The organism is Paraburkholderia sp. BL21I4N1, from assembly GCF_002973525.1.
Classification (GTDB): Bacteria; Pseudomonadota; Gammaproteobacteria; order Burkholderiales; family Burkholderiaceae; genus Paraburkholderia.
The window spans coordinates 1-24,126 of record NZ_PVEN01000008.1 but is presented as its reverse complement, the minus strand read 5'-3'; the positions used below and the strand labels follow the sequence as shown (position 1 = coordinate 24,126).

General features: G+C 63.1%; 25 protein-coding genes. 11 read left to right on the top strand and 14 right to left on the bottom strand.

Features of this window, described 5'->3' with window-relative positions; genetic code table 11:
* Positions 1-6: 6 nt before the first annotated feature.
* Together kynU and kynB are read right to left on the bottom strand one after the other, a co-directional pair.
* The gene (gene kynU, locus B0G83_RS20705) at positions 7-1,257 is read right to left on the bottom strand and encodes a kynureninase (RefSeq protein WP_105509288.1); all 1,251 of its coding nucleotides are present in this window, start codon (positions 1,255-1,257) and stop codon (positions 7-9) included.
* A 65-nt stretch (positions 1,258-1,322) separates the two neighbouring features.
* Entirely contained in the window at positions 1,323-1,982 is a 660-nt protein-coding gene (kynB, locus tag B0G83_RS20700) for an arylformamidase (RefSeq protein ID WP_105509287.1), read from the bottom strand.
* Between the two features lie 130 nt (positions 1,983-2,112).
* Between kynB and B0G83_RS20695 the strand changes: the two genes are divergently transcribed.
* Positions 2,113-2,628: an Lrp/AsnC family transcriptional regulator gene (locus B0G83_RS20695; protein WP_105509286.1), complete on the top strand. Its 516-nt coding sequence runs from the start codon at positions 2,113-2,115 to the stop codon at positions 2,626-2,628.
* A gap of 37 nt (positions 2,629-2,665) precedes the next feature.
* Here B0G83_RS20695 and B0G83_RS20690 read toward each other — a convergent pair whose 3' ends face one another.
* Positions 2,666-3,175, bottom strand: coding sequence for a flavin reductase family protein (locus B0G83_RS20690; RefSeq protein ID WP_105509285.1), 510 nt, complete (start codon positions 3,173-3,175; stop codon positions 2,666-2,668).
* A 257-nt stretch (positions 3,176-3,432) separates the two neighbouring features.
* Here B0G83_RS20690 and msrA point away from each other — a divergent pair, with 257 nt between their 5' ends.
* Positions 3,433-3,981, top strand: a complete 549-nt coding sequence (gene msrA / locus B0G83_RS20685; RefSeq protein ID WP_105509284.1) for a peptide-methionine (S)-S-oxide reductase MsrA — start codon at positions 3,433-3,435, stop codon at positions 3,979-3,981.
* An 81-nt stretch (positions 3,982-4,062) separates the two neighbouring features.
* Here the strand turns inward: msrA and B0G83_RS20680 are convergent, their stop codons facing one another.
* The 3 genes from B0G83_RS20680 to pdxH form a co-directional block, all read right to left on the bottom strand.
* Positions 4,063-5,433, bottom strand: coding sequence for a DUF72 domain-containing protein (locus B0G83_RS20680; protein WP_105509283.1), 1,371 nt, complete (start codon positions 5,431-5,433; stop codon positions 4,063-4,065).
* 72 nt (positions 5,434-5,505) lie between these two features.
* Positions 5,506-6,720, bottom strand: coding sequence for a cyclopropane-fatty-acyl-phospholipid synthase family protein (locus B0G83_RS20675; protein ID WP_105509282.1), 1,215 nt, complete (start codon positions 6,718-6,720; stop codon positions 5,506-5,508).
* Positions 6,721-6,861: 141 nt separating this feature from the next.
* The gene (pdxH, locus tag B0G83_RS20670) at positions 6,862-7,503 is read right to left on the bottom strand and encodes a pyridoxamine 5'-phosphate oxidase (RefSeq protein WP_105509281.1); all 642 of its coding nucleotides are present in this window, start codon (positions 7,501-7,503) and stop codon (positions 6,862-6,864) included.
* A gap of 250 nt (positions 7,504-7,753) precedes the next feature.
* Here pdxH and tcdA point away from each other — a divergent pair, with 250 nt between their 5' ends.
* A complete protein-coding gene (tcdA, locus tag B0G83_RS20665) occupies positions 7,754-8,605 on the top strand; it encodes a tRNA cyclic N6-threonylcarbamoyladenosine(37) synthase TcdA (RefSeq protein WP_105509280.1) in 852 nt (283 codons plus the stop codon).
* Between the two features lie 73 nt (positions 8,606-8,678).
* On the opposite strand, the gene trxA is transcribed toward tcdA, so the two are convergent.
* Positions 8,679-9,527, bottom strand: coding sequence for a thioredoxin (gene trxA / locus B0G83_RS20660; protein ID WP_105509542.1), 849 nt, complete (start codon positions 9,525-9,527; stop codon positions 8,679-8,681).
* Positions 9,528-9,617: 90 nt separating this feature from the next.
* Positions 9,618-10,499 carry a pirin family protein gene (locus B0G83_RS20655; RefSeq protein WP_105509279.1) on the bottom strand — a complete coding sequence of 294 codons (882 nt, stop codon included), beginning with the start codon at positions 10,497-10,499 and terminating at the stop codon, positions 9,618-9,620.
* Here B0G83_RS20655 and B0G83_RS38225 point away from each other — a divergent pair.
* Positions 10,483-10,686 carry a hypothetical protein gene (locus tag B0G83_RS38225; protein ID WP_146120268.1) on the top strand — a complete coding sequence of 68 codons (204 nt, stop codon included), beginning with the start codon at positions 10,483-10,485 and terminating at the stop codon, positions 10,684-10,686. The genes B0G83_RS20655 and B0G83_RS38225 overlap by 17 nt on opposite strands.
* Before the next feature lie 106 nt (positions 10,687-10,792).
* Here the strand turns inward: B0G83_RS38225 and B0G83_RS20650 are convergent, their stop codons facing one another.
* Together B0G83_RS20650 and tsaE are read right to left on the bottom strand one after the other, a co-directional pair.
* A complete protein-coding gene (locus B0G83_RS20650) occupies positions 10,793-12,376 on the bottom strand; it encodes an N-acetylmuramoyl-L-alanine amidase (RefSeq protein ID WP_105509278.1) in 1,584 nt (527 codons plus the stop codon).
* Positions 12,358-12,942: a tRNA (adenosine(37)-N6)-threonylcarbamoyltransferase complex ATPase subunit type 1 TsaE gene (gene tsaE / locus B0G83_RS20645; protein ID WP_105509277.1), complete on the bottom strand. Its 585-nt coding sequence runs from the start codon at positions 12,940-12,942 to the stop codon at positions 12,358-12,360. The genes B0G83_RS20650 and tsaE overlap by 19 nt, the downstream gene beginning before the upstream one ends.
* Before the next feature lie 17 nt (positions 12,943-12,959).
* Between tsaE and queG the strand changes: the two genes are divergently transcribed.
* Genes queG through xerD form a run of 3 tightly spaced genes read left to right on the top strand, consistent with a single transcriptional unit; the run spans position 12,960 to position 15,675 of the window.
* Positions 12,960-14,213 (top strand): tRNA epoxyqueuosine(34) reductase QueG, encoded by a 1,254-nt coding sequence (gene queG / locus B0G83_RS20640; RefSeq protein WP_105509276.1) that lies wholly within the window; start codon positions 12,960-12,962, stop codon positions 14,211-14,213.
* Between the two features lie 59 nt (positions 14,214-14,272).
* On the top strand, positions 14,273-14,743 hold the full coding sequence (locus tag B0G83_RS20635) for a methylated-DNA--[protein]-cysteine S-methyltransferase (protein WP_105509275.1): 471 nt from the start codon (positions 14,273-14,275) through the stop codon (positions 14,741-14,743).
* Entirely contained in the window at positions 14,740-15,675 is a 936-nt protein-coding gene (xerD, locus tag B0G83_RS20630; RefSeq protein ID WP_105509274.1) for a site-specific tyrosine recombinase XerD, read from the top strand. The genes B0G83_RS20635 and xerD overlap by 4 nt, the downstream gene beginning before the upstream one ends.
* Positions 15,676-15,712: 37 nt before the next feature.
* On the opposite strand, the gene B0G83_RS20625 is transcribed toward xerD, so the two are convergent.
* Positions 15,713-17,275 carry a class I adenylate-forming enzyme family protein gene (locus B0G83_RS20625; RefSeq protein ID WP_105509273.1) on the bottom strand — a complete coding sequence of 521 codons (1,563 nt, stop codon included), beginning with the start codon at positions 17,273-17,275 and terminating at the stop codon, positions 15,713-15,715.
* Positions 17,276-17,430: 155 nt separating this feature from the next.
* Between B0G83_RS20625 and ybaK the strand changes: the two genes are divergently transcribed.
* Positions 17,431-17,922, top strand: coding sequence for a Cys-tRNA(Pro) deacylase (gene ybaK / locus B0G83_RS20620; protein WP_105509272.1), 492 nt, complete (start codon positions 17,431-17,433; stop codon positions 17,920-17,922).
* 162 nt (positions 17,923-18,084) lie between these two features.
* Positions 18,085-18,726: a glycerol-3-phosphate 1-O-acyltransferase PlsY gene (plsY, locus tag B0G83_RS20615; RefSeq protein WP_105509271.1), complete on the top strand. Its 642-nt coding sequence runs from the start codon at positions 18,085-18,087 to the stop codon at positions 18,724-18,726.
* 135 nt (positions 18,727-18,861) lie between these two features.
* On the opposite strand, the gene B0G83_RS20610 is transcribed toward plsY, so the two are convergent.
* A complete protein-coding gene (locus B0G83_RS20610; protein ID WP_105509270.1) occupies positions 18,862-19,347 on the bottom strand; it encodes a YajQ family cyclic di-GMP-binding protein in 486 nt (161 codons plus the stop codon).
* A 183-nt stretch (positions 19,348-19,530) separates the two neighbouring features.
* On the opposite strand from B0G83_RS20610, the gene murB reads away from it, so the two are divergent.
* Complete coding sequence (gene murB / locus B0G83_RS20605) at positions 19,531-20,577, top strand: UDP-N-acetylmuramate dehydrogenase (RefSeq protein ID WP_105509541.1); 1,047 nt, start codon at positions 19,531-19,533, stop codon at positions 20,575-20,577.
* 152 nt (positions 20,578-20,729) lie between these two features.
* Here murB and B0G83_RS20600 read toward each other — a convergent pair whose 3' ends face one another.
* Entirely contained in the window at positions 20,730-21,956 is a 1,227-nt protein-coding gene (locus tag B0G83_RS20600) for an argininosuccinate synthase (protein ID WP_105509269.1), read from the bottom strand.
* Positions 21,957-22,206: 250 nt separating this feature from the next.
* Positions 22,207-23,136, bottom strand: coding sequence for an ornithine carbamoyltransferase (argF, locus tag B0G83_RS20595; RefSeq protein ID WP_105509268.1), 930 nt, complete (start codon positions 23,134-23,136; stop codon positions 22,207-22,209).
* A gap of 427 nt (positions 23,137-23,563) precedes the next feature.
* Here argF and B0G83_RS20590 point away from each other — a divergent pair, with 427 nt between their 5' ends.
* Positions 23,564-23,908, top strand: a complete 345-nt coding sequence (locus B0G83_RS20590; protein ID WP_105509267.1) for a DUF3579 domain-containing protein — start codon at positions 23,564-23,566, stop codon at positions 23,906-23,908.
* Positions 23,909-24,126 lie beyond the last annotated feature (218 nt).

Sequence of the window (24,126 nt, the reverse complement as noted above, 5' to 3'; positions counted from 1 at the left end):
CGCTCCTCAGGTCACCGCGCCGCGAGCGGCAAATTCAGGCGCCCGCCAGGTCTCATGCACGAGCACGTCGCGCAGCGTCTCCACGGCGTCCCACACATCCACGAAGCGCGTGTACAAAGGCGTAAAACCAAACCGCAACACACGCGGCTCGCGATAATCGCCAATCACCCCGCGCGCGATCAACGCCTGCATGACTTCATAACCATGCGGATGCTCGAAGCTCGCATGCGAACCGCGCTGCGCATGCTCGCGCGGCGTGACGAGCGTCAACGGAAACTCGCCGCAGCGCGCTTCAACCAGTTCGATGAACAGATCGGTCAACGCCAGCGACTTGCGACGAATCGCCTGCATATCGGTCTGCAAAAAAACATCGAGCCCGCACTCGACCAGCGACATCGACACCATCGGCTGCGTGCCGCACAAAAAGCGGCCGATGCCGTCATCCGGCTGATACGCCGGATCCATCTCGAACGGCGCGCGATGCCCCCACCAGCCGGACAGCGGCTGCGTGAATTCGTTTTGATGACGCTTGGGCACCCAGGCGAATGCCGGGGAACCGGGGCCGCCATTCAGATACTTGTACGTGCAACCCACCGCATAATCGGCGCCGACGCCATTCAGATCGACCGGCACGGCGCCCGCCGAATGCGCGAGATCCCACAACGCGAGCGCGCCCTTGTCGTGAATCAGCCTGGTCAGCGCGGCCATGTCGTGCATATAGCCGGTGCGGTAGTTCACGTGCGTGATCATCGCGATGGCGGTGTCGTCGCCGATCGCGGCCGGCAGTTCGGACGGATCGTCGACGAGGCGCAGTTCATAACCACGGTCGAGCTGTTCGATCAAACCTTGCGCAATGTACAGATCGGTCGGGAAATTCGAGCGCTCGGACACGATCACACGACGCTTCGGGTCGCGTGCATTCGCCACGCGCACCGCCGCGGAGAGCAGCTTGAACAGGTTGATCGAAATCGTATCGGTGACGACCACTTCGTCGTCCGCCGCGCCGATCAGCGGCGCGAGCTTGTTGCCGAGGCGGCGCGGCAGCGCGAACCAGCCCGCGCTGTTCCAGCTGCGGATCAGGCCTTCGCCCCATTCGGCGGCAATCACGGTCTGTGCGCGTTGCGCGGCGGCGGCCGGCGGCACGCCGAGCGAATTGCCGTCGAGATAGATAGTGGTCGGCGACAGCGCGAACTGATCGCGCAGTAAGGCGAGCGGGTCGGCGCTGTCGAGCGCCAGGGCTTCTTCACGGTGGTTCATGGTGGTTCCGTCAGTCGGATCGGGAGCGGGATTGGGAGGGTGGGCGATTCGGCGGCGTTCAGCGTTCAGCGGGCGTCGGCGTCAGAGTCGGCCGGTGTCGGCAGCGCACGCAAGATCGCGCGCACCGGACTCGCGTCCAGCGTGGTCAGCTTGAGCGGCAGTGCGATCAACTCATAGTCGCCGGGCGCGACAGCGTCCAGCACGATGCCTTCGAGAATCGCCATGCGGTGCGCGCGGATTCGGTGGTGCGCATCCATCGTCTTCGATTCTTGCGGATCGAGCGACGGCGTATCGATGCCGATAAGTTGCACCCCGCGCGCGGCGAGCAGATCGATCGTCTCCGGCGCGACCGCGCAAAACGCGCTGTCCCACGCGGCGGTCGGCGCGTTTTCGTAAGTACGTAGTAAGACTCGCGGCGGCAGGTCGTCGAGCGAGCCGGTCAGGTGTTGTGGCGTCACAACAGGCGCGGCACCGATGCAATGAATCACGCGGCATCGGCCGAGATAGGCGTCGAGCGCCACTTCGCCGATGGCCGCGCCTTGCGCGTCATAGTGCAACGGTGCGTCGGTGTGCGCGCCGGTGTGCGGCGACAGCGTCAGACGCGCGACGTTGACGGGCGAGCCCGCCTCCATGCGCCACACGCGCTCTATGCCGACGGGCGTATCGCCAGGCCAGACGGGCGTCGCGGTATCGACGGCGGGGGTGATGTCCCAGATTGTTTGCATGTCTCCATCGGCGGATTGTGTCTATCTCGAAATGATAGGTGGCCTGCCGCGAAATGTGATTGCGAAAAAATCTCCTTCTGCGTCGTGTCTTGGAACATAATTTGGCATAAATGGGAAAGGGAGACCGAATATGAACGCGATCTCGCTCGACGCCACCGATTGCCGTATCTTGACGGTGCTTCAGCAAGAAGGACGGATCAGCAATCTCGACCTGGCGGAGCGCATCTCGCTCTCGCCATCGGCCTGTCTACGACGTCTGCGCCTCCTGGAGGAGCAGGGCGTCATCGAGCATTACCGTGCGTGTCTGAACCGCGAAGTACTGGGTTTCGAACTGGAAGCGTTCGTGCAGGTGTCCATGCGCAACGACCAGGAGAACTGGCACGAGCGCTTTGCCGAAGCGGTGCGGGACTGGCCGGAAGTGGTCGGCGCGTTCGTGGTGACTGGCGAGACCCATTACCTGTTGCGGGTTCTCGCGCACAACCTCAAACACTATTCGGATTTCGTGCTGCAGCGTCTCTACAAGGCGCCTGGCGTGATGGATATTCGTTCGAATATCGTGCTGCAGACGTTGAAGGAAGATTCCGGCGTACCGGTGGCGCTGGTGACCAAAACCAGCAGTCACGGCACCGCGCATAACGACCGCTGATCGATTGAATGCGCCGCCGGCAAGTGGGTGGCGCGGTTCAGATCGACTTAAGCCCGTGAAACTGGCCGCTCTGAAACACCAGCGGCGAGATTTCCGCGGCATTTTCATGCAGGCCGCAGCGCTCCACTTCGCCGACGAAGATCACGTGGTCGCCTTCCTCGTAGCGGCTACGGTTGTGGCATTCGAACCATGCCAGCGCACCGTCGAGCACCGGCATGCCGGAGTCGCCCGCCGCGTGCGACACACCTTCGAAGCGGTCGCCCTTCACGGTCGCGAAGCGTTTGCACAGATCGAGCTGCGACGCGGCCAGCACGTTCACCACATAGTGGCTATTGGTCCGGAACACCGGCATCGAGGCCGAGCGCGTGGCCAGACTCCACAGCACTAGCGGCGGGTCGAGCGAAACCGAATTAAACGAACTGGCCGTGATGCCGATCAATTGGCCGGACGCCGCACGCGTTGTAATGACGGTGACGCCGGTAGCGAATTGGCCGAGCGCCTGTTTGAAGGCGCTCTGGTCGAAGTTGGGCGGACTGGCGTGCTTCATCGGCAGGATGCCCCTCGTGCGGACGGGATCCGCTCCAGACTGAACCCGTCGCATGCGTGGCCGAAAACAAATGATTCGAAAGTCATAGTGAAAATCGTCGATTTGTCCCAATTTTAACTGCAATCGCGGCGAATTGGCCGCGACCCCAGCCGGCATGTGGGTAAGCCCACCAAGCTGGAAGGTCCCGGTGGTGGCATGAGCGTTGCGGTAAAGCGGAACCGGCATCGGCCGTTTATGCGTTTCCAGGAGCGTGCAGCATGAATCAGACGAGCGAAGTCGCCACTCTCGGTGGCGGGTGTTTCTGGTGTCTCGAAGCGGTGTATCTGGGCGTCGACGGTGTGAATTCGGTGGAGTCGGGCTATGCGGGCGGCCAGACCCCGCAGCCGACTTATGAACAGGTCTGCGACGGCGTGACCGGCCACGCTGAAGTCGTGAACGTCGACTTCGATCCCACGAAGATCGGCTATCGCGAAATTCTGGATATTTTCTTCGCGATCCACGATCCGACGCAGTTGAACCGGCAGGGTAACGATGTCGGCACGCAATACCGGTCGGTGATTTTCACGCACTCGGAAGCGCAGCGTGAGACAGCGTTGCAGGCGCTTCGCGAGATCGGCGAGCAGCGGATTTTCGACGACCAGATCGTCACGCAGGTGCTGCCGCTGGACGGCAATTACTGGCCGGCCGAGGCCTATCATCAGAACTATTTCGCGCAGCATCCGAATCAGGGCTACTGCTCGTTCGTGGTGGCGCCGAAGGTCGCGAAGTTTCGGCAGAAATTCGCGCATCGAATCAAGGCAGGGTGAGGGAGAGCGGCCAGCGATGGCCGCTTTTTTTATCGGCCTCGGCTTATCGCGTGACCGCCTGTCGCGTTGCGGCGCACCGCGTTACGGTTCACCTTGCTGCGGCGTCGGGTCGTCGCGCTCAGCTTCGTGTTCCTGCCCGGCGTCGCGCTCGTGCTCAAGGTCGTGCTCGTGCTCGTGAGCTTGCCGCGCGTACGCTTCGATAATCTCCCGCGCCAGCTCCACGCAACTTAGCGGCGCGGACCCCTCCGCCTTATTGTTGATCGCGATCACCACCGGCTGGCCGGCCAGCGCGTAACGCGCGGCCAATTCAGCGAGCGACGCACGTGTCGCCGGATCCTGATCGACCAACTGGTTGAACGGCTCGTACTTGGCTTTCGCCTGTTCGTATTTGAAGCCGCCATGCAGACTCCAGCGCACGATCAGCGGCCCGGCCGGTTCGCCGTCCAGCAGCGCGAGCGCTGCCGCCTGCCGCAACGGATCCGGCATGCGCGCATGAATCCCCACGCAATAGCGCACGCCCGCCGTCTTTAGCGTGCGAATGAAGCGCGGCGTCAGCAGGCTCGCGTCGCGGATTTCGATCGCGTAGCAGGTGCCGTCGGGCAGCCGGGGCAACGCTGTCAAAAACTCAGCCAGACGTTCGATGAACACCGCCGGCTGCGCCAGCATCTGATCCGGCAACGGCGAAAGCTGGAACACCAGCGCACCGGCCTTCGCGCCGAGTCCTTCGATGCACGGCGTGACGAAGTCGTCGATCGCCATTTGCGCGTTCAGAAAACACGGGTTCAGCGAGACCGGCTCGCCGCGCTCGGCGCGCACGGTGGCGTCGGTGATCGTCATCGGCGCTTTGACGATGAAGCGGAAGTGCTCAGGGACTTGCTGCGCGTAGCGCAAATACTCGGTGACCGTGAGCGCCTGATAGAACGAACGGTCGATGCTGACCGTCTTCAGCAGCGGATGCGCGCCGTAGGCGGTGAGGCCTTCGCGCGAGAGTTTGCTGTTGCTGTATTCGTCGCCATAGACGATGCCGTTCCAGCCTGGGAACGACCAGGTGGAGGTGCCGAGGTGGATCTCAGGCGGAAGATCGGCGGCGAGCGCGATAAGTTCGGGCGAGGGCGGGGCGGCGACGACGTCGCGGGCGCGGCGTTTTCTGGGCGTTGCGGCTGGGGCAGTGGCGGCAGCGGAGTCACCCTCTGGCGAGGTGGACTGCGCGGCTTCTTCGGCAGACGTCTGGTCTTCTTGCCAAAGTGAAGTCGCGCTGGCGGCTTTGGCGCGTGGCTGACGTTTCGCACGCCCGTCGACCTCGACGGTCGCCGCCGGCGCCTGTTCCACGGTCGTCGGCACCGCCGCCCGCTCCACCGGCATCCCGAACAGATCGAACTGCACCGCTTCGCCGTCGGCGTCTGCCGCGCCAGTCACCGGCTGCTCAACTGCACTCGTCCCGCTTTGACCCATTGATCGTCGACCTGCTGTTCAAAGGTTGCGCCGCGTCGGGCCGCTACTGCACGACGCCGCGGCGCAACCGCATCACAGCGCTTTGTCGTACATATAGCGGCGCGACCACGGCAAGGTTTTCGCGCTGCGGCCGGCTTTGCGGCACACCACCTGGTAGATCGAGACGTCGTCGGTTTCGAATGCGTATGCGCAACCGGCGAGGTACACGCGCCAGATGCGGAATTTTTCGTCGTCGACGAGCTTGCGGGCTTCGTCCGCATGCGCTTCGAAAGCTTCCGCCCACAAATCCAGCGTGTGCGCATAGTGACGGCGCAGGCTTTCGACGTCAACCGCTTCGAGCCCGCCGCGCTGCATCGCCTCGAGCGCGAGGCTGATGTGCGGCAGCTCGCCGTCCGGGAACACATAACGATCGATAAACTCGCCGCCGCCCAGCGCGGTCTCGCCGCTGTCGGAATCGCTCGACGTAATGCCGTGGTTCATCGCGACGCCGTCGTCGACCAGCAGATCGTGAATTTTCTCGAAGTAGCCCGGCAGATTCTTGCGACCCACGTGCTCGAACATGCCGACGCTGGTAATCCGGTCGAACTGTCCTTCGATGTCGCGATAATCCTGCAGACGAATTTCGATCTGGCTTTCCAGACCCGCGGCTTTCACGCGCGCGGTGGCGAGATCGAACTGATTCTGCGAGAGCGTCACGCCCACGCACTTCGCGCCGAACTTCTGCGCCGCGCGCAGCACGAGCGCGCCCCAGCCGCAGCCGATATCGAGCAGACGCTGTCCGGGCTGCAACTGGATCTTGGTGAGGATGTGGTCGATCTTCTTGATCTGCGCGGTGGCGAGATCTTCGTCGCCATTCTCGAAGTACGCACACGAGTACACCATGTTCTCGTCGAGCCACAGCTTGTAGAACTCGTTCGAGACGTCGTAGTGGTACTGGATCGCCTTCTTGTCCGACGCTTTCGAGTGATGAAAATAGCGCCGCACGCGCGCCAGCTTGCTCGCACTATTCACGGTATTGCGCGCCAGCTGGTAGCTGATATTGATGATGTCCGACAGCTTGCCTTCAATGTCGATCTTGCCCTTCACGTACGCCTCGCCGAGATTGTCGAGGCTCGGTTCGAGCAGATAGGGCAGCGCCGTGGCGCTTTTGACATGAAGGGTGACCTGGGGCGCCGCGAACTGCCCGAAATCATGCTGCTGACCGTCCCACAGCACGAGGCGTGCGGGCACGTTAGCTTTGGTTTTTACGTCTTCCACCCACTGCGCCAGCTTCTTCTCCCAGAACATGTGATCTCTCCGTGTCCGTTGAATTAAAGCAAAGCTTGTGTGGATCGCAGCCCAGTGCGGCGCAACTCCCGTGCCGCGAGATGCCATCCGGCCGGCGTACGCTGCTACGTTGGCAGCGCTCGCAACGGCGTTATATTCGATTCAAGGCGACAGACGGGAGATATGCCAGTCGCTGTGTTCGCTTGAGCGCGTGTAGAGCAGACGGTCGTGCAGACGCGACGGTCGACCCTGCCAGAATTCGATTGCTTCGGGTACCAAACGATAGCCGCCCCAATGCGGTGGACGCGGCGGCTGGTCGCCGTAGAGCAGGGAGATTTCGCGCTCGCGTGTTTCGAGTTGCGAGCGGCTTTCAATTACCTGACTCTGATTGGATGCCCATGCACCGATGCGTGAACCGAGTGGGCGCGACGCGAAGTACTGGTCGCTTTCTTCCGCACTGGTTTTGATAATGCTGCCCTCGATACGCACCTGGCGTTCGAGTTCGATCCAGTAAAACAGCAGGCTCGCATAAGGATTCGCGGCCAGTTCGCAGCCCTTGCGGCTTTCGTAATTGGTGAAGAACACGAAGCCGCGCTCGTCGACGCCTTTGATCAGCACAATGCGCGCTGACGGCCGGCCGCGCGAGTCCACCGTGGCGAGCGTCATGGTATTCGGCTCGGGGAGTTGGGCCTTGACCGCCTGTTCAAACCACGTATCGAATTGACGAAACGGGTTGCGGTCGACATCAGCAACGTCCAAAGAACCGAGCGAATAGTTGTTTCGAAGATCGGCGAGTGAGGTCATGTTCTTATGCGAACGCTACAGTCAGTCCAGTATAGCTAAGGAGAGAAATCTTTGCGCGCGACCAGGCCAAGGCTTCACGCGGTACACCAGTGTATTGCGCCATATTCGCGGCGGTTTGCGCTGAGTCACCCTTGTGCCGATAGGGATTGATGCGATCAGGCAAAATACCGGCTGCGAACGCATCAGCTTCGCGCATTGCCGTTTTATCTGTTTTGCCTGATTTCGCCTGATTCCAACGAGCCCCGCCACCATGTCCAGCCCCACCGCGCAATCCGATCTTACTACCAGCCTCGACGGGAGTGAAACCGCCGACCGCGCGCGGCGCTTCGGCGGTATCGCCCGTCTGTATGGGGCGCCGGCGCTCGTCGCATTCGAAGCCGCGCATGTCGCGGTGATCGGTATCGGCGGCGTGGGGTCGTGGGTGGCCGAGGCGCTTGCGCGCAGCGCGGTCGGCACGCTGACGCTGATCGATCTCGACAACGTGGCCGAGAGCAACACTAACCGGCAGATCCATGCGCTCGACGGCAACTACGGAAAACCGAAGGTCGAAGCCATGGCCGAACGCATCGCGGCGATCAATCCGTATTGCGACGTGCGGCTGATCGAAGACTTCGTCGAGCCGGATAATTTCGCCGCGACGCTTGGCGGCGGTTTCGATTACGTGATCGATGCGATCGACAGCGTGCGTACCAAGACCGCGTTGATCGCGTGGTGCGTCGAGCGGAATCAGCCGTTGATTACGGTGGGCGGCGCGGGTGGGCAACTCGATCCGACGCGCATTCGCATCGACGACCTTGCGTTGACGATCCAGGACCCGTTGTTGTCGAAGGTGCGCGGGCAATTGCGAAAACAGCATGGTTTTCCGCGCGGGCCGAAAGCGAAGTTCAAGGTGAGCGCGGTGTATTCGGACGAGCCGCTGATCTATCCGGAAGTGGCCGTCGTCGATGTCGACGTGGATACGGAGCCCGTGAGCACGTCGCCGGTGGGTCCGGTCGGTTTGAATTGTGCGGGGTTCGGCTCGAGCGTGTGTGTGACCGCGAGCTTTGGATTTGCCGCCGCCGCGCATGTGTTGCGGGCGTTGGGGAAACAGGCGCCGGCTTGAAGAACCCGGTGGTTTGAAGACGAATGCGGTGGCCGCCAAGGCCGCCACCGCATGCGCGCATTGCGCGGTTCGTTTAAAACAACGACGCGCTCAACTTACGCCGCCATTGCGACACCAGCTCCGGCTGATGTGCGGCCAGATCGAACACCGACAGCATCGTCTTGCGGCCGATATCGTCGCGGAACGTGCGATCGCGTTGCACGATTGCCAGCAGGTGTTCCAACGCCCCTTCGTACTTACGATGCGCAATCAGCGCGCTTGCCAGATCGAAGCGTGCTTCGAGATCCGCAGGATCGGCGGCGACCCTGGCTTCGAGCGCGTCGGTGGGCGGCAGGTCCGCCGCGGCGTCCACGGCGTCGAGCCGCGTCTTGATCGCGTTGAAACGCGCGTCGATGCCTTGCGTGGTTTTCGGCGACAGCAGATCGACTTCGTTGCGGGCTTCGTCGATCAGGTTGTCTTCGAGCAGCATTTCGATGCGGTCCATGCGCGCTTCGTCGAAACCCGGGTCGTAGGCGAGGGCGGCTTGCAGCGCGTCGTACGCGTCGTCGCGGCGGCCTTCGTCCAGCGCGGTTTGCGCTTCGAGACGCGCCGCGTCCGCGCCTTGCGGCACCAGCCGCTCGATAAACTCGCGCAGCTGACCTTCAGGCAGCACGCCGACGAACTGATCGACCGGCCGGCCGTCGGCAAACGCCATGACGTGCGGAATGCTGCGTACCTGGAAGTGCCCGGCCAGTTCCTGGTTTTCGTCCACGTTCACCTTCACCAGCTTCCATTTGCCGGCGGCTTCGGCTTCGAGCTTTTCGAGCATCGGGCCGAGCGTCTTGCACGGGCCGCACCAGGGCGCCCAGAAATCGACCAGCACGGGGGCCAGCGTCGACGCCGTGATGACGTCCTGTTCGAAAGTGGCCAGAGTGGTGTCCATTGCGTCCTCGTCGATAAAACGGTTTGTCATTAAGTGGGGCCGGTCGCTGCGGATTCAATACGCCACATGCTGGCGAGTCTTCCTTGCCGATCAGGCGCCCTTGCGTTCCGGCAGCGGAATCCATTCCGTCTCACCCGGCACCTTGCCCATTTCCTGATAAGTCCAGGCCAACTTCGCGGCCTCGATTTTCTCGCGCGAACTGGCGACGAAATTCCACTCGATAAAGCGCTCGCCGTCCAGCTTCTCGCCGCCGAGCAGCATCACGCGTGCACCGTGCGTGCTGGCGAGCGTGACGGTTTCGTCGAGCGCGAGCACGGCCATCTGGCCGACTTCGAGCGGCGTGCCGTCGATTTCCAGATCGCCTTCCACCAGATAGACGCCACGCTCCTCGTGTTCCGGTTCCAGTGCGAAGGCGCCGCCCGGCGCGAATTCACCGGCGACATATAGCGTGCCGGAGAACGTGACGACCGGCGAGGTCTCGCCGAACGCGTTGCCCGCGATCACCCGCAGCGTCACGCCGTTGCGCTCGACGACCGGCAGCGTCTCGGCGGCATGATGCGAGAACGACGGCTCGATGTCTTCGTCTTCCAGCGGCAGCGCGACCCAGGTCTGGATGCCGTGCATGGTCAGGCCGGTTGCGCGATCTTCTTCCGGCGTGCGTTCGGAATGGACGATGCCGCGGCCCGCCGTCATCCAGTTGACGTCGCCGGGGACGATCTTCTGCTGCGAGCCGAGGCTGTCGCGATGCATGACCGAGCCTTCGAACAGATACGTGACGGTGGCGAGGCCGATATGCGGATGCGGACGCACGTCGAGGCCGACGCCGGGTTCGAGCGTGGCCGGACCCATGTGATCGAAGAAGATGAACGGGCCGATCAGACGCGCGGCCACGGCGGGCAGCACGCGCCGCACGGTCAGACTGCCGACGTCGCGCAGATGCGGTTTGAGAACTGCTTTGATCGAGGAAGACATGGGCAGGCTCGGCTGGAATAGTGAGTGGGGATTTTGCTTAATGGATGATTCTACTGCGGTGGGCGTGACGACGACGGTTCGGCGCACCTTGCCGCAGGCTGGCGCGGCTTGGCGCAGCTTGGTGCTGCGGGAATCCGAAGCGCGGGGCGGTTGTCTCGTGCAAAAGAAAACGGCCGCCTTCTTGTGAGGGCGGCCGTTTTGCTTGCGCGTTTAGCGCAGTGTCATTCGACAGGCAGTCGATAGGGGCGAGAACTTGCGAACGTCATGCGGCGCGACACTCACCCCACCCGTCATCATGTCATGCGGTTCTTCGCCAGCGGCGGATTCGCCGCGAAATACCGCTTGATCCCGTTCATGATCGCATCGGCCATCTTGTCGCGATACGCGTCGTCGTTCAGACGGCGCTCTTCATCCGGGTTGCTGATGAAGGCCGTCTCCACGAGGATCGACGGAATGTCCGGCGCCTTCAGCACGGCGAACCCCGCCTGTTCCACCGAGCCTTTGTGCAGCTTGTTGATGCCGCCGATTTCCTTCAGCACGAAGTTGCCGTAGCGCATCGAGTCGCGAATCTGCGCGGTGGTCGACATATCGAACAGCGCGCGGTTGACGCTGGCGTCGGCGCTCTTGATGTTGATGCCGCCGATCTGATCCGACGAGTTCTCCTTGTTCGCCATCCAGCGCGCCGCAGCGCTCGACGCGCCGTGGTCGGACAGCGCGAACACCGACGAACCCTTCGCCTCGGGCGTGGTGAACGCGTCCGCGTGAATCGACACGAACAGGTCCGCACCGACGCGTCGCGCCTTCTGCACGCGCACGTTCAGCGGCACGAAGAAGTCGGCGTCGCGCGTCATCATGGAGCGCATGTTCGGCTGCGCGTCGATCTTCGCGCGCAGCTTCTTCGCGATGTCGAGCGCGACGTGTTTCTCGTACGTGCCCGAACTGCCGATCGCGCCCGGATCTTCGCCGCCATGGCCCGGATCGATCGCCACGGTCAACAGACGCACCGTGTTGCTCTTGCCGGATTTCGGCGCGGTGAACGCGTAGTTGTCGTCGCCGCCGTTGTCGTCGCCCAGGTTGCCGGCGCTGTTGCCGCCTTTATTGCGAGCGATCGCGGCAGGCGGTGCGACCGGCGCGGTAGGCGTGGCCTGTTTGGCAATGATCGGCGGCATCGGCGTGGGCGCGGCATGCACCGGCGGCCGCGGCACGCCGTTCGACGAACCGGCGCCACCCGCCCCGCCGTTCTGCGCGTAGCGTTCGAAGAACGCCTCGCTGTTGTCGGCGGTGGGCGGCGTGGTGCCGGGGCCGCTCAGCGTGGCGGGCGGCGCGCTGTTTTCGTTCAGCGTCTGCTGCTTGTGTTCGGTCTGCGCGAGCAGATCCATTAACGGATCGGGCGCGACCGCCGGATACAGGTCGAATACCAGCCGGTACTTGTACGCGCCGACCGGCGGCAGCGTGAACACCTGCGGCTTAACCGAACCCTTCAGGTCGAACACCATGCGCACCACGTGCGGCTGATATTGGCCAACCCGCACCGACGAGATCTGCGGATCGTTCGGCGTGATCTTCGACACCAGATCCTTCAGCGCCTGGTCGAGATCGAGGCCGCTCAGATCGACCACCAGCCTGTCCGGTCCCTGTAGCAACTGCTGGGCGTTCTGCAACGGCTGATCGGATTCGATGGTCACGCGCGTGTAGTCGCGCGCCGGCCAGACCCGCACGCCGAGCACCGAGCTGGCCCACGCAAGACGCGGTGCGACGAGGCCGAGCATCAGCGTGGACGCGCCCGCGCACAGAATCTGCCGACGCCGCCAGTTATGCGAGGCGGTAGCCGCCGATTCGATCGAGCGGAACGGTTTGATCAACATCTTTCGAGACATGCCTTTCCTGATTCGCTATATGCGCGTGCGACGAGTACGCGGCCTTCGCCCGTGTGATCCAGTTCGAGCGTGAAGACGAGATCCGGCACGCCCAGCAGACGCCCCGCGCGTTGCGGCCATTCGACGAGGCAGACCGCGCCGCTGTCGAAGTATTCCCGAAAGCCCGCATCGGCCCATTCGGCCGGATCGGTGAATCTATACAGATCGAAGTGATAGAGCGTGAGTTCCCCAGCGGGCCGTTCGAGCTCGTAGGGTTCGACGAGGGTGTAGGTGGGACTGCGCACGCGGCCGGTGTGACCGAGGCCGCGCAAGGTCGAGCGTACGAGGGTGGTTTTGCCGGCACCGAGATCGCCGACGAGTTGCACCTGCAGCCCGTGAAAAGCCGTGTCGCCGACAGCGCCCGGCGCGGCTTGCCGCGTTTCGCCAGGCATGCCGCGCAGGCTTTCGATCGCTTGCGCGAAGCGCGCGCCGAAGGCGAGCGTGGCGGCTTCGTCCGCGAGCGCGAAGGTGCGTTCGAGCAGGACAGCGGCGGGCGATGGGATCGCGTGATCGGGATTGACAGGCATTCTCGTAAAATGGCGTGATGAACCGAAGTCCGGAGTCCCCTGTTTCCAGCACGCCAGCGTCTAGCGACGACGCGGGTGCCGAGCGTCCCTTCGATGAAGCGGCGCTGAATGCGCTTGCGCTCGACATCAAAAGTTGGGGCCGTGAACTGGGTTTCGGGGCGATCGGGATTAGCGACACCGACCTCTCCGCTGCCGAAGCGCCGCTCGCAGCCTGGCTGGAAGCGGGTTGTCACGGCGAGATGGATTATATGGCGAAACACGGTATGAAACGCGCGCGTCCGGCCGAGCTTGTGGCCGGTACGCGACGTGTGATTACCGCGCGCATCGCCTATTTGCCCGCGCGGACATTGAGCGGAAAGGCGCACGAAAGCGCTTTGCAGGACGCGCCGCTTACTGCGCCACTCATGCAGGACTGGCGTGCGGCCGAAGCGGCGCGGCTCGCGGACCCGTCGGCGGCGGTGGTGTCGATCTATGCGCGCGGCCGCGACTATCACAAGGTCATGCGTAACCGTCTGCAACATCTGGCCGAGAAAATCGAAGCCAAGATCGGCGCGTTCGGTTACCGCGTATTTACCGATTCGGCGCCCGTGCTTGAAGTAGAACTTGCGCAGAAGGCGGGCATCGGCTGGCGCGGCAAGCACACGTTGTTGCTGCAACGCGATGCGGGTTCGCTGTTTTTCCTCGGCGAAATCTATGTCGACGTGCCGTTGCCGACCGACGCCGAGATCGCGCCCGACGTTGCGCCGGAAACGCCCGGCGCGCATTGCGGCAGTTGCACGCGCTGCATCGACGCGTGTCCGACCGGTGCGATCGTGGCGCCCTATAAGGTCGACGCGCGGCTGTGCATCTCTTACCTCACGATCGAATTGAAAGGCAGTATTCCCGTGGACATGCGGCCGTTGATCGGCAATCGCGTGTATGGCTGCGACGATTGCCAGCTCGCGTGTCCGTGGAACAAGTTCGCGCAGGCGGCGCCGGTTGCCGATTTCGATGTGCGGCATGGGCTGGACCGGGCGTCGCTCGTCGAGCTGTTTGCGTGGAGCGCCGACGACTTCGATACGCGCATGCAGGGCAGCGCGATTCGCCGCATCGGTTACGAAAGCTGGTTGCGCAATCTCGCGGTCGGGATGGGCAATGCGTTGCGTGCGGCGTCGCCGGAAAGCTTGAGTGCCGAGGCTCGCGAGCGCATTGTCAAATCGTTGAGGCTGCGTGCCGACGACCCGTCCGAGGTGGTGCGCGAGCATGTGGAATGGGCTCTGGAAGCGGCGTAAAGTAGCGGCATTCCGCGTTCTCAACCCGCAACGCCGCGTCAGTCAGGGAGCAGGCAATCATGTTCAACGCAGTGATCGATGCGCCGTTCGGCAAAGTCGGCATTCGCCTCGAAGGCGACGCCGTGCGCGAGATCGTCTATCTGCCGGAGTCGATCGAGAACGTCGCGCCGGATTCGCTGTTGGCTCGCCAGGCGGTCGAGCAGATCGAACGGTATTTCGAGCAGGCATCCGCCACTTTCGAATTACCGCTCGCGCCGGTCGGCACTGCGTTCCAGCAGCGTGTCTGGCAGGCCATCAGCGCGATTCCGCCGGGCGTCGTGCTGACGTACGGACAACTGGCGAAGCAGGTTGGCAGCGTGCCGCGCGCGGTCGGGCAGGCGTGCGGCTCGAACTATTTCCCGATCGTGATTCCGTGCCATCGGGTGGTCGGCTCGGGCGACATCGGCGGCTTCGCGCATCATGCCGGCGACGGCTTTTTTCGCAACGTCAAACGCTGGCTTCTCAAGCATGAAGGCATTCCCTACGCATGAGCGATACCCTGGCTGACGACGCGAGCCTCGCGTCGCCTCTCTTCACGGCGAGCGCCGCCTCGATCGACGCATTCTGCGACGCGCTGTGGCTCGAACACGGCCTGTCGCGCAACACGCTCGACGCGTACCGGCGCGATCTGCGGCTGTTCTGCGAATGGTTGGCGCAGACCCGCAACACGTCGCTCGATATCGCCGGCGAAGCCGATCTGAACGCGTATAGCGCCGCGCGTCAGAAGGACAAATCGACGTCGGCGAACCGGCGGCTTTCGGTGTTTCGGCGTTATTACGCGTGGGCGGTGCGCGAACATCGCGCGAAGGTCGATCCGACGCTGCGCATCCGCTCGGCGAAGCAGCCGCCGCGTTTTCCGTCGACGTTGAGCGAAGCACAAGTCGAAGCGCTGCTCGGCGCGCCCGATGTCGCCACGCCATTAGGTCTGCGCGACCGCACGATGCTGGAACTGATGTACGCGAGCGGCTTGCGGGTCACCGAACTCGTCACGCTGAAGACGGTGGAAGTGGGCCTGAACGAAGGCGTGGTTCGCGTGATGGGCAAGGGTTCGAAGGAGCGCTTGATTCCGTTCGGTGAAGAGGCGCATAACTGGATCGAACGTTATCTGCGCGAGGCGCGGCCGGCGCTGCTCGGCGCGCGTGCCACGGACGCGCTGTTCGTGACGAGCCGCGCGGAAGGTATGACGCGTCAGCAGTTCTGGAACATCATCAAGCGGCATGCGGTGGCGGCGAACGTGCATGCGCCGCTGTCGCCGCACACGTTGCGGCATGCGTTCGCGACGCACCTGCTTAACCATGGCGCCGATCTGCGCGTCGTGCAATTGCTGCTCGGGCATACCGACATCTCGACCACGCAGATTTACACGCACGTGGCGCGTGAGCGGTTGAAGTCGCTCCATGCGGAGCATCATCCGCGTGGGTGAGGCGGTGTGCGCTTGCCGCGACGCATCGTGTCTCGCTTCAGAGATACTCGCGCAAACGATGCTTGAGAATCTTGCCGGTCGACGCGGCCGGTAAGGCGGTCAACATTTTTACTTCGGCAGGCCGCTTGTACGGCGCGAGCCGCTCGCCGCACCACGCGATCAACTCGGTCGCCGTCACTGTCGAGCCCGCGATCAATTCGACGAACGCGATCACTTCCTCGTTACCCTCGACCGCGCGTCCGATCACCGCCGACTGCACGACCTGCGGATGCGCGTTCAGCACATGCTCGACCTCGGCCGGATACACGTTGAAGCCCGAGCGGATGATGAGCTCCTTGCTGCGCCCGACGATATGCAGCGCGCCGTCCGCGTCCTGGCGCGCGAGATCGCCCGTTTTGAGCCAGCCGTCCTCGGTCACGGCGACGCGCGTTTGCTCGGGGTTACGGTAATAGCCGAGCATCACGTTCGGACCGCGCACCCACAATTCGCCGATCTCGCCGGGCGCGGTATCGACGCCGTCGAGTCCGACGAAGCGCACCTCGACGCCCGGAATGACCTCGCCGACCGCGCAGTCGCCACGCGGCCGGTCGAGCATGGTGTGCGAGACGGTCGGACTGCTTTCGGTCATGCCGTAGCCGTTGTGCAGCGGCAGGCCGTAGACGGCTTCGACCTGCGACTTCAGCGCGGCGTCGAGCGGCGAGCCGCCCGAGTACGCGAAGCGCAGACGCGGCGCCGACCACCCATGGCCGTGCGTCTGCAGATGTTCGAGCAGCTTGGCGTGCATGGCCGGCACGCCCTGGAAGATCGACACGCGTTCGTCGGCGAGCGCGCGCCGCACCGCTTCCGGCGCGAAGCGCGGCACGAGCCGCAAGGTCGCACCGGCGTGCAGGCTACCGAGACACACCGACGCGAAACCGTACACGTGCGAGATGGGCAGCACGGCGTAGACGACGTCGTCAGGGCCGACTTTGCGCAGTCGGCTGGACACCGCCGCGATGAACAGCAAATTGCGGTGCGACAGCATCACCCCCTTCGGTGCGCCAGTGGTGCCGGTGGTGTAGATCAGCGCGGCGCATTGGCGGTGGCTGGCGGCTTCGACGGGCTCGGCCTGCACGCTGGCGTCGACCGTGTATGACCACGCGCCGATGTCCGGCGTGACCGCCGGCGCGGCGATGGCCTGGTGACGCACGGCATGCTGCTGGGCATCCGTCGAACTTTCCACCGCATACGCGACCACGCGGGGCTGGGCGTGCGCGCGGATTGAGTCGAGTTCCGCGGCGGACAGGCGCGCGTTCGACACCAGCGCCCACGCGTCCAGTTTCGCCGTGGCGAACAGCAGCACGATCTGCGCGATGCTGTTTTCCGCGACTATCATCAAGCGGTCGCCGCCTCGCACGCCCCATTCGCGCAGCAGCGCGGCGGCGGCTTCGACGGCGGCCAGCAGTTGCGCGCTCGTGAGGCGGCGCGCATCTTCGATCAGCGCGACATGCTGCGGATCGCGGGCGGCGGCGAGCGACGGAATCTCGGCGATGCGCGCGGGCAGGGTGGCGAGCAAGGCGGGGATATCGATCGTGGAACGGGGAGAGGAATCGAGGCTCAACGCTGTCTCCGTGCAACATGGTTGCGGTTAGCGATTCGGTGCCCAGCGTGCGGTGCGCCGGACGATTTGCGAACGATCGTGCCACAATCGCCGGACCCGCACAATTGGCCGTTCGGCAAATAGCCGTTGTGCAAACTCGCCATTACAATGCGCCGATGAGCAAATCCAGACACGTCTCCGAAACGCCGGCCACGCAGTTTCTGCGCCGCCATGGCGTCACGTTCGGCGAACATCCTTACGATTATGTCGAACACGGCGGCACCGGCGAATCGGCGCGCCAGCTCGGCGTGGACGAACATCATGTCGTGAAGACGCTGGTCATGGAAGACGAACACGCCAAGCCGCTGATCGTGCTGATGCACGGCGACCGTACCGTCAGCACCAAGAACCTCGCGCGGCAGATCGGCGCGAAGCGCGTCGAGCCGTGCAAGCCCGACGTGGCGAACCGGCATTCCGGCTATCTGATCGGCGGCACCTCGCCGTTCGGGACGCGCAAGGCGATGCCCGTGTACGTGGAATCGAGCATTCTCGAGATGGACACGATCTGGTTGAACGGCGGCCGGCGCGGCTTTCTGGTCAGTATCGAGCCGAAGGTGCTGACCGATCTGCTGGCCGCGAAGGCGGTTCAGTGCGCGAGCGTCGATTGACGTTTGCCTGAATGTTTTCCGCGCGGGCGGGTTGGGTAGAATGTGCGCCGCTTTGTCGTCCGTTGCTTTTGCTCTTGCATTTGCGGCTGCGTGCGATGTTGTGTGCCCTGTTGCGGTTGGGGTATCGAGTTTCAGACCGCCGATCCTTATAAGAGTCCCTTGATGCAAAACCTGATCGTTGCTGTCGTTGCCTACCTGATCGGTTCGCTGTCGTTTGCCGTGATCGTGAGTAAAGCGATGGGCCTCGACGACCCCCGCTCTTACGGCTCGGGCAATCCGGGCGCCACCAACGTGCTGCGCAGTGGCAGCAAGAAGGCCGCGATTCTCACGTTAATCGGCGACGCCTTCAAGGGCTGGCTGCCGGTGTGGGTCGTCGTGCACTTCGGCGCGCGTTTGGGGCTCGACGATACGTCGGTGGCGATCGCGTCGATCGCGGTGTTTCTCGGCCACCTGTATCCGGTGTTCTTCCGCTTCCAAGGCGGTAAGGGCGTGGCCACCGCGGCGGGCGTGCTGCTCGCGATCAATCCGGTTCTCGGCATCGCCACGTTGCTCACCTGGCTGATCGTGGCGTTCTTCACGCGCTATTCGTCGCTGGCCGCGTTGGCCGCGGCGGTGTTCGCGCCGCTGTTCGACGGTTTTCTGTTCGGGCCGCACATTATCGCGCTGGCCATCGTGGTGATGAGCACGCTGCTGGTGTGGCGTCATCGCGGCAATATCGCCAAACTGATGCGCGGTCAGGAAAGCCGGATCGGCGATAAGAAGAAAGCTGATGCTGCCGCGAGCCCGGCGGCGGGGAATGAATGATTCTTGAGGGTGAGGCCGAGAGGTATGCGGGGTTGTGACTGGATGACGTCGCACGCTCTCCGCCGGCGCCTCCAGCCGCGCCGTCAGCGTCAGACAGGCGCCTGGTCACCAGGCACCTATCCATACCACTGACGCTCAGTCGCGGAAGTTGTTGAAGTCGAGCGGCGTGTCGGTCACGTCCTTGCGCAACAACGCGATCACGCTTTGCAGATCGTCGCGCTTGCCGCCGGTAATGCGCACCGCGTCGCCCTGAATGCTCGCCTGGACCTTGATCTTGCTGTCCTTGACGAGGCGCACGATCTTCTTCGACAGGTCGCCGGACACGCCCTTCTTGATCTTGATGACCTGCTTGACCTTGTCGCCGCCAATCTTCTCGGTCTTGCCGTAGTCGAGGAAGCGCACGTCCACGTTGCGTTTGGCCATTTTGGACAGCAGCACGTCGGTCACCTGGCCGAGCTTGAAGTCATCGTCCGCGTAGGCGGTGATTTCGCTTTCCTTGTGTTCGACGCGCGCGTCCGACCCTTTGAAGTCGAAGCGGGTTGAGATTTCCTTGTTGGACTGCTCGATCGCGTTCTTCACTTCAATCATGTCTGCTTCACAGACAACGTCAAACGATGGCATTACATTCTCCCAATAGTGCTGCGGTGCGTGACGCGGCCGGTCGGCTGGTCACGGGGCACTCGCTATAATCACGGACCGGTCGTCATTTTACCGACGCCGTTCCCTTTTGCCCAAGGCTGCCGTGCATTGTCGCGCGGACTGCGGCCAATGTCGTTTCATTCGACGTTCACTCTTCTCATTTCGATGTCCCAATCCGAATCCCCCGAGTTCATGGCCGGCTACTCGCTGAAGGCACACAACACCTTCGGCTTCGACGTTCGCGCGCAGTTTGCGTGCCGGATCGAGCGCGAGGAGCAACTGATGGCGGTGGTGCGCGACCCGCGCGCGGCCGGCTTGCCGCGTCTGGTGCTGGGCGGCGGCAGCAACGTGGTGCTGAGCGGCGATTTCGGCGGTGTTGTGCTGCTGGTGGCGCTGCGCGGCCGCCGTGTCGTGCGCGAGGACGACGCGGCATGGTACGTCGAAGCGGCCGGCGGTGAGCCGTGGCACGAGTTCGTAGCGTGGACCTTGGCGCAAGGGCTGCCCGGGCTTGAAAACCTTGCGTTGATTCCGGGCACGGTGGGCGCGGCGCCGATTCAGAACATCGGTGCGTATGGGTTGGAGATGGGCGAGCGTTTCGCGTCGCTGCGCGCGGTGGAACTGGCCACGGGGGAGACAGTCGAGCTCGATGCACAGGCTTGCCGGTTCGGCTACCGCGACAGTTTTTTCAAGCGGGAAGGGCGTGACCGTTTCGTGATTACGTCGGTGACGTTCCGGCTGCCGAAGGCCTGGCAACCCCGCGCCGCTTACGCCGATCTGGCACGAGCGTTGGCGGCGAACGGCCATGCCGACGCCAACGTGCCGCCCACCGCGCAGGCCATTTTCGATGCGGTGGTGGCGGTGCGGCGCGCGAAGCTGCCGGATCCGCTGGAGCTTGGCAACGCCGGCAGCTTCTTCAAGAATCCGGTGGTGGAAGCGCGGCAGTTCGAGGCGTTGAAGCTCAAGGCGCCGGAGGTTGTGTCCTATCCCCAGGCCGATGGGCGAGTGAAACTCGCGGCAGGCTGGCTGATCGATCAATGCGGCTGGAAAGGGCGCGCAATGGGTGCGGCGGCGGTGCACGAAAGGCAGGCGCTGGTGCTGGTGAATCGCGGCGGCGCGAGCGGCGCGGAGGTGCTGGCGCTAGCTAAAGCGGTGCAGCGCGACGTGTTCGCGAGATTTGGTGTGGAGCTGGAAGCAGAGCCGGTTTGTTTGTGATTGGGTGAGCGGTTGTCGGGTTGCCGCTGGTTCAGCGCGGCAGCTGGAAAAGAAAAAGGCGCCGGGAGATTTCTCCTGGCGCCTTTTTTGCATCTACCTTTCGGCGCTTAACCCCGCTGACGCGAAATTAGCCCGCGCCGACATGCCGACTCTCAGTCACGCTGACGGCGGGCATTTTCCGCGATCCGCATACGCAGTGCATTCAGCTTGATGAAGCCGCCGGCGTCGGCCTGGTTGTACGCGCCGCCGTCGTCGTCGAACGTGGCGATGGTCTTGTCGAACAGCGTTTCCTTCGAATCGCGCGCGACAACCGACACGCTGCCCTTGTACAGCTTGACCCGCACCCAGCCGTTGACCTTTTCTTGCGTATGGTCGATCAGCACCTGGATCGCGCGGCGCTCCGGGCTCCACCAGTAGCCGTTATAAATCAGCGATGCGTAACGGGCCATCAGATCGTCTTTCAGGTGAGCGACTTCACGGTCGAGCGTGATCGACTCGATGCCGCGGTGCGCCTTCAACATGATCGTGCCGCCCGGCGTTTCATAGCAGCCGCGCGACTTCATGCCGACGTAACGGTTTTCCACCAGATCCAGACGGCCGATGCCATGCTTGCCGCCCAGACGGTTCAGCTCGGTCAGCATTTCCGCCGCCGACAGACGCTTGCCGTTGATCGCCACCGGATCGCCGTGCTCGTATTCGATATCGAGGAATTCAGCCTGGTCCGGCGCCTGTTCCGGCGACACGGTCCAACGCCACATATCGGCTTCGGCTTCCGCTTTCGGGTCTTCCAGGTGACGGCCTTCGAACGAAATGTGCAGCAGGTTCGCGTCCATCGAATACGGTGCGCCGCCTTGCTTGTGCTTCATTTCGATCGGAATGCCGGCTTTTTCCGCATAAGCGAGCAGCTTTTCGCGCGACAGCAGATCCCATTCACGCCACGGCGCGATCACCTTGATGCCCGGTTCCAGCGCGTAGTAGCCGAGTTCGAAGCGAACCTGGTCGTTACCCTTGCCGGTTGCACCGTGCGACACCGCTTGCGCGCCGGTGGCACGGGCGATCTCGATCTGACGCTTGGCGATCAGCGGGCGCGCGATCGACGTGCCCAGCAGGTACTCGCCTTCATAGATCGTGTTGGCGCGGAACATCGGGAACACGTAGTCGCGCACGAATTCTTCGCGCAGGTCTTCGATGAAGATGTTGTCCTGCTTGATGCCGAGTTGCAGGGCTTTCTTGCGCGCCGGTTCCAGCTCTTCGCCCTGGCCGATGTCGGCCGTGAACGTGACGACTTCGGCGTCGTAATTGTCCTGCAACCACTTCAGGATGACGGAGGTGTCGAGGCCGCCCGAATAGGCGAGCACGACTTTCTTGATATCGCTCATGGTGAACTCGTAGCTGGAAAAAGCGGGAAAACAAGGCGCGCCGGCGGTTCCGGCGCGCGGAAAAGGCACTATTTTGACACTAAACCGCCAGGCGCCCGCGGTTTCGGGGCTGCGCGGCGGGTCGGCCGGGCTCTTATGAAGCCCTGAAATTCGGCCGGATGCGCGGCGTTGACGTGGATGCCTTGCCTCGTATTCAAGGCCCCGTCGCGCTTCACGCAAGTGCTGCTAAACGTGCTGGGCAGCGGCTCGCTCAATGATTCAGCTTGCCGAGCAGCAGGTATTCCATCAAGGCCTTTTGCACGTGCAGACGATTTTCCGCTTCGTCCCACACGACGCTTTGCGGGCCGTCGATGACTTCGGCGCTGACTTCCTCGCCGCGGTGCGCGGGTAGGCAGTGCATGAATAGCGCGTCGGCGTTGGCGCGCGCCATCATGTCGGCGTCGACGCACCAGTCGGCGAAGGCTTTCTTGCGCGCCTCGTTTTCGGCTTCGAAGCCCATGCTGGTCCACACGTCGGTCGTGACGAGATCGGCCCCTGCGCAGGCCTCGTTCGGGTCATCGAATTCTTCGTAGAACGGCGCGCTTTCCGCGGCGACCATGGTGTGGTCGAGCTTGTAGCCGGGCGGCGTTGACAGGCGCAGTTTGAAACCGAGAATCTGCGCGGCTTCAATCCACGTGTACAGCATGTTGTTGGCGTCGCCGACCCATGCGACGGTCTTGCCGCGAATCGGGCCGCGATGCTCGAAGAAGGTAAAAATGTCCGCCAGCACCTGGCACGGGTGATATTCGTTGGTCAGCCCGTTGATCACCGGCACGCGCGAATTCTCGGCGAAGCGCTTGAGAATGTCCTGGCCGAACGTGCGGATCATGATGATGTCGACCATGCGCGAGATGACTTGCGCCGCGTCTTCGATCGGTTCGCCGCGGCCGAGTTGGGTGTCGCGCGTGCTCATGAACACCGCGTGGCCGCCCAGCTGGAAAATGCCGGCTTCGAACGACAGGCGCGTGCGTGTCGAATTCTTTTCGAAGATCATGGCCAGCGTGCGATCGTGCAGCGGGTGATAAGTCTCGTAGCTCTTGAATTTGCGCTTCAGAATGCGCGCGCGTTCGAGCACGTACTCGTAGTCGTCCAGCGAGAAATCCTTGAACTGCAGATAGTGGCGAATTTTCTTGGCGGTCATGAAACAAATACGGCGGTCTCACCCGGCAGGATTGCCGGACGGCGCCGCCGTCGTTTGTGGTAACTCAATGCAGCATAAAGGATTTCGCCCCGTTTGACGAGTCGGCTAAAAGGCCGGGCAAGCTGTCTGAAAGCCGCTCGCAAGTGTCAGGCAAGTCTTGTGTGCGCTGCGGAAAAAGGTCCGCTGCGCTATAATCTTGCGGTTATCCCAAAGCCCAGCAAGTCGGTATTTCGCTTGCGGGACACGGCTCGCGCGGCTCAGAAAGCCCTCACGCGGTGTGCCGTCATGACCAGCGCCGAGGCAGTTCAGTCGGCCTCTGGCGGTTTCTGGTGGCGCGACTCGCCGGCATGGCGAGCTCACGCGGTTCATGTCGCCGTGCCGTCCGCTTTGCTGTCATCCCGCTGGGCAGTTACACAGGTATTCCTACATGGCCGAAGAAGCTCCAACCGAATTTTTCATTCAGGGCATCACGTCGAAGGGAAAGCGGTTCCGACCGAGCGACTGGTCGGAGCGGCTTGCGGGCGTGATGGCATGCTTCGGCCCAGGGGCGAAAAAGGGGCCGAACGCCTACATGCAGTATTCGTCTTACGTCCGGCCTACCATGATCGGCGACCTCAAGTGTGTGATTCTCGATTCGCGCTTGCGGGACATCGAACCCATGGCCTTCGACTTCGTGCTCAACTTCGCGAAAGACAATGACCTGCTCGTGACCGAGGCGTGCGAATTGCAACTCGAGCACGCCACGCCGCAAGAAAAAAGGCACGTCATATAACGCGAGTGCGCCGGATCGGCAAAAACAAAAACCCGCCATTGGCGGGTTTTTTGTATCTGAAGCGGTGGTGGCTTCAGTGAGCGGGGCAGGGTAGTCCAAGCGTAATTTGCTAAGCGCCAAGCCCTGACCCGTCCTGCTATAGGTTGACAGGTTTTGCCAGGGTATCCGGCTGGTAAAGATACCCCCTTAACGACGCCCGATGAACTTCATCGGGCGTT

What these genes read in the sequence shown, in the direction of transcription:
- B0G83_RS20650 (WP_105509278.1), bottom strand. Translation starts at nt 12,376, where the DNA reads ATGTCTCGAAAGATGTTGATCAAACCGTTCCGCTCGATCGAATCGGCG.
- argF (WP_105509268.1), bottom strand. Translation starts at nt 23,136, where the DNA reads ATGACCGCCAAGAAAATTCGCCACTATCTGCAGTTCAAGGATTTCTCG.
- murB (WP_105509541.1), top strand. Translation starts at nt 19,531, where the DNA reads ATGTCCCAATCCGAATCCCCCGAGTTCATGGCCGGCTACTCGCTGAAG.
- pdxH (WP_105509281.1), bottom strand. Translation starts at nt 7,503, where the DNA reads ATGACCTCACTCGCCGATCTTCGAAACAACTATTCGCTCGGTTCTTTG.
- msrA (WP_105509284.1), top strand. Translation starts at nt 3,433, where the DNA reads ATGAATCAGACGAGCGAAGTCGCCACTCTCGGTGGCGGGTGTTTCTGG.
- trxA (WP_105509542.1), bottom strand. Translation starts at nt 9,527, where the DNA reads ATGGACACCACTCTGGCCACTTTCGAACAGGACGTCATCACGGCGTCG.
- B0G83_RS20690 (WP_105509285.1), bottom strand. Translation starts at nt 3,175, where the DNA reads ATGAAGCACGCCAGTCCGCCCAACTTCGACCAGAGCGCCTTCAAACAG.
- B0G83_RS20695 (WP_105509286.1), top strand. Translation starts at nt 2,113, where the DNA reads ATGAACGCGATCTCGCTCGACGCCACCGATTGCCGTATCTTGACGGTG.
- plsY (WP_105509271.1), top strand. Translation starts at nt 18,085, where the DNA reads ATGCAAAACCTGATCGTTGCTGTCGTTGCCTACCTGATCGGTTCGCTG.
- xerD (WP_105509274.1), top strand. Translation starts at nt 14,740, where the DNA reads ATGAGCGATACCCTGGCTGACGACGCGAGCCTCGCGTCGCCTCTCTTC.
- B0G83_RS20590 (WP_105509267.1), top strand. Translation starts at nt 23,564, where the DNA reads ATGGCCGAAGAAGCTCCAACCGAATTTTTCATTCAGGGCATCACGTCG.
- tsaE (WP_105509277.1), bottom strand. Translation starts at nt 12,942, where the DNA reads ATGCCTGTCAATCCCGATCACGCGATCCCATCGCCCGCCGCTGTCCTG.
- kynB (WP_105509287.1), bottom strand. Translation starts at nt 1,982, where the DNA reads ATGCAAACAATCTGGGACATCACCCCCGCCGTCGATACCGCGACGCCC.
- B0G83_RS20675 (WP_105509282.1), bottom strand. Translation starts at nt 6,720, where the DNA reads ATGTTCTGGGAGAAGAAGCTGGCGCAGTGGGTGGAAGACGTAAAAACC.
- tcdA (WP_105509280.1), top strand. Translation starts at nt 7,754, where the DNA reads ATGTCCAGCCCCACCGCGCAATCCGATCTTACTACCAGCCTCGACGGG.
- ybaK (WP_105509272.1), top strand. Translation starts at nt 17,431, where the DNA reads ATGAGCAAATCCAGACACGTCTCCGAAACGCCGGCCACGCAGTTTCTG.
- B0G83_RS20680 (WP_105509283.1), bottom strand. Translation starts at nt 5,433, where the DNA reads ATGGGTCAAAGCGGGACGAGTGCAGTTGAGCAGCCGGTGACTGGCGCG.
- B0G83_RS20600 (WP_105509269.1), bottom strand. Translation starts at nt 21,956, where the DNA reads ATGAGCGATATCAAGAAAGTCGTGCTCGCCTATTCGGGCGGCCTCGAC.
- B0G83_RS20635 (WP_105509275.1), top strand. Translation starts at nt 14,273, where the DNA reads ATGTTCAACGCAGTGATCGATGCGCCGTTCGGCAAAGTCGGCATTCGC.
- kynU (WP_105509288.1), bottom strand. Translation starts at nt 1,257, where the DNA reads ATGAACCACCGTGAAGAAGCCCTGGCGCTCGACAGCGCCGACCCGCTC.
- queG (WP_105509276.1), top strand. Translation starts at nt 12,960, where the DNA reads ATGAACCGAAGTCCGGAGTCCCCTGTTTCCAGCACGCCAGCGTCTAGC.
- B0G83_RS20610 (WP_105509270.1), bottom strand. Translation starts at nt 19,347, where the DNA reads ATGCCATCGTTTGACGTTGTCTGTGAAGCAGACATGATTGAAGTGAAG.
- B0G83_RS20655 (WP_105509279.1), bottom strand. Translation starts at nt 10,499, where the DNA reads ATGTCTTCCTCGATCAAAGCAGTTCTCAAACCGCATCTGCGCGACGTC.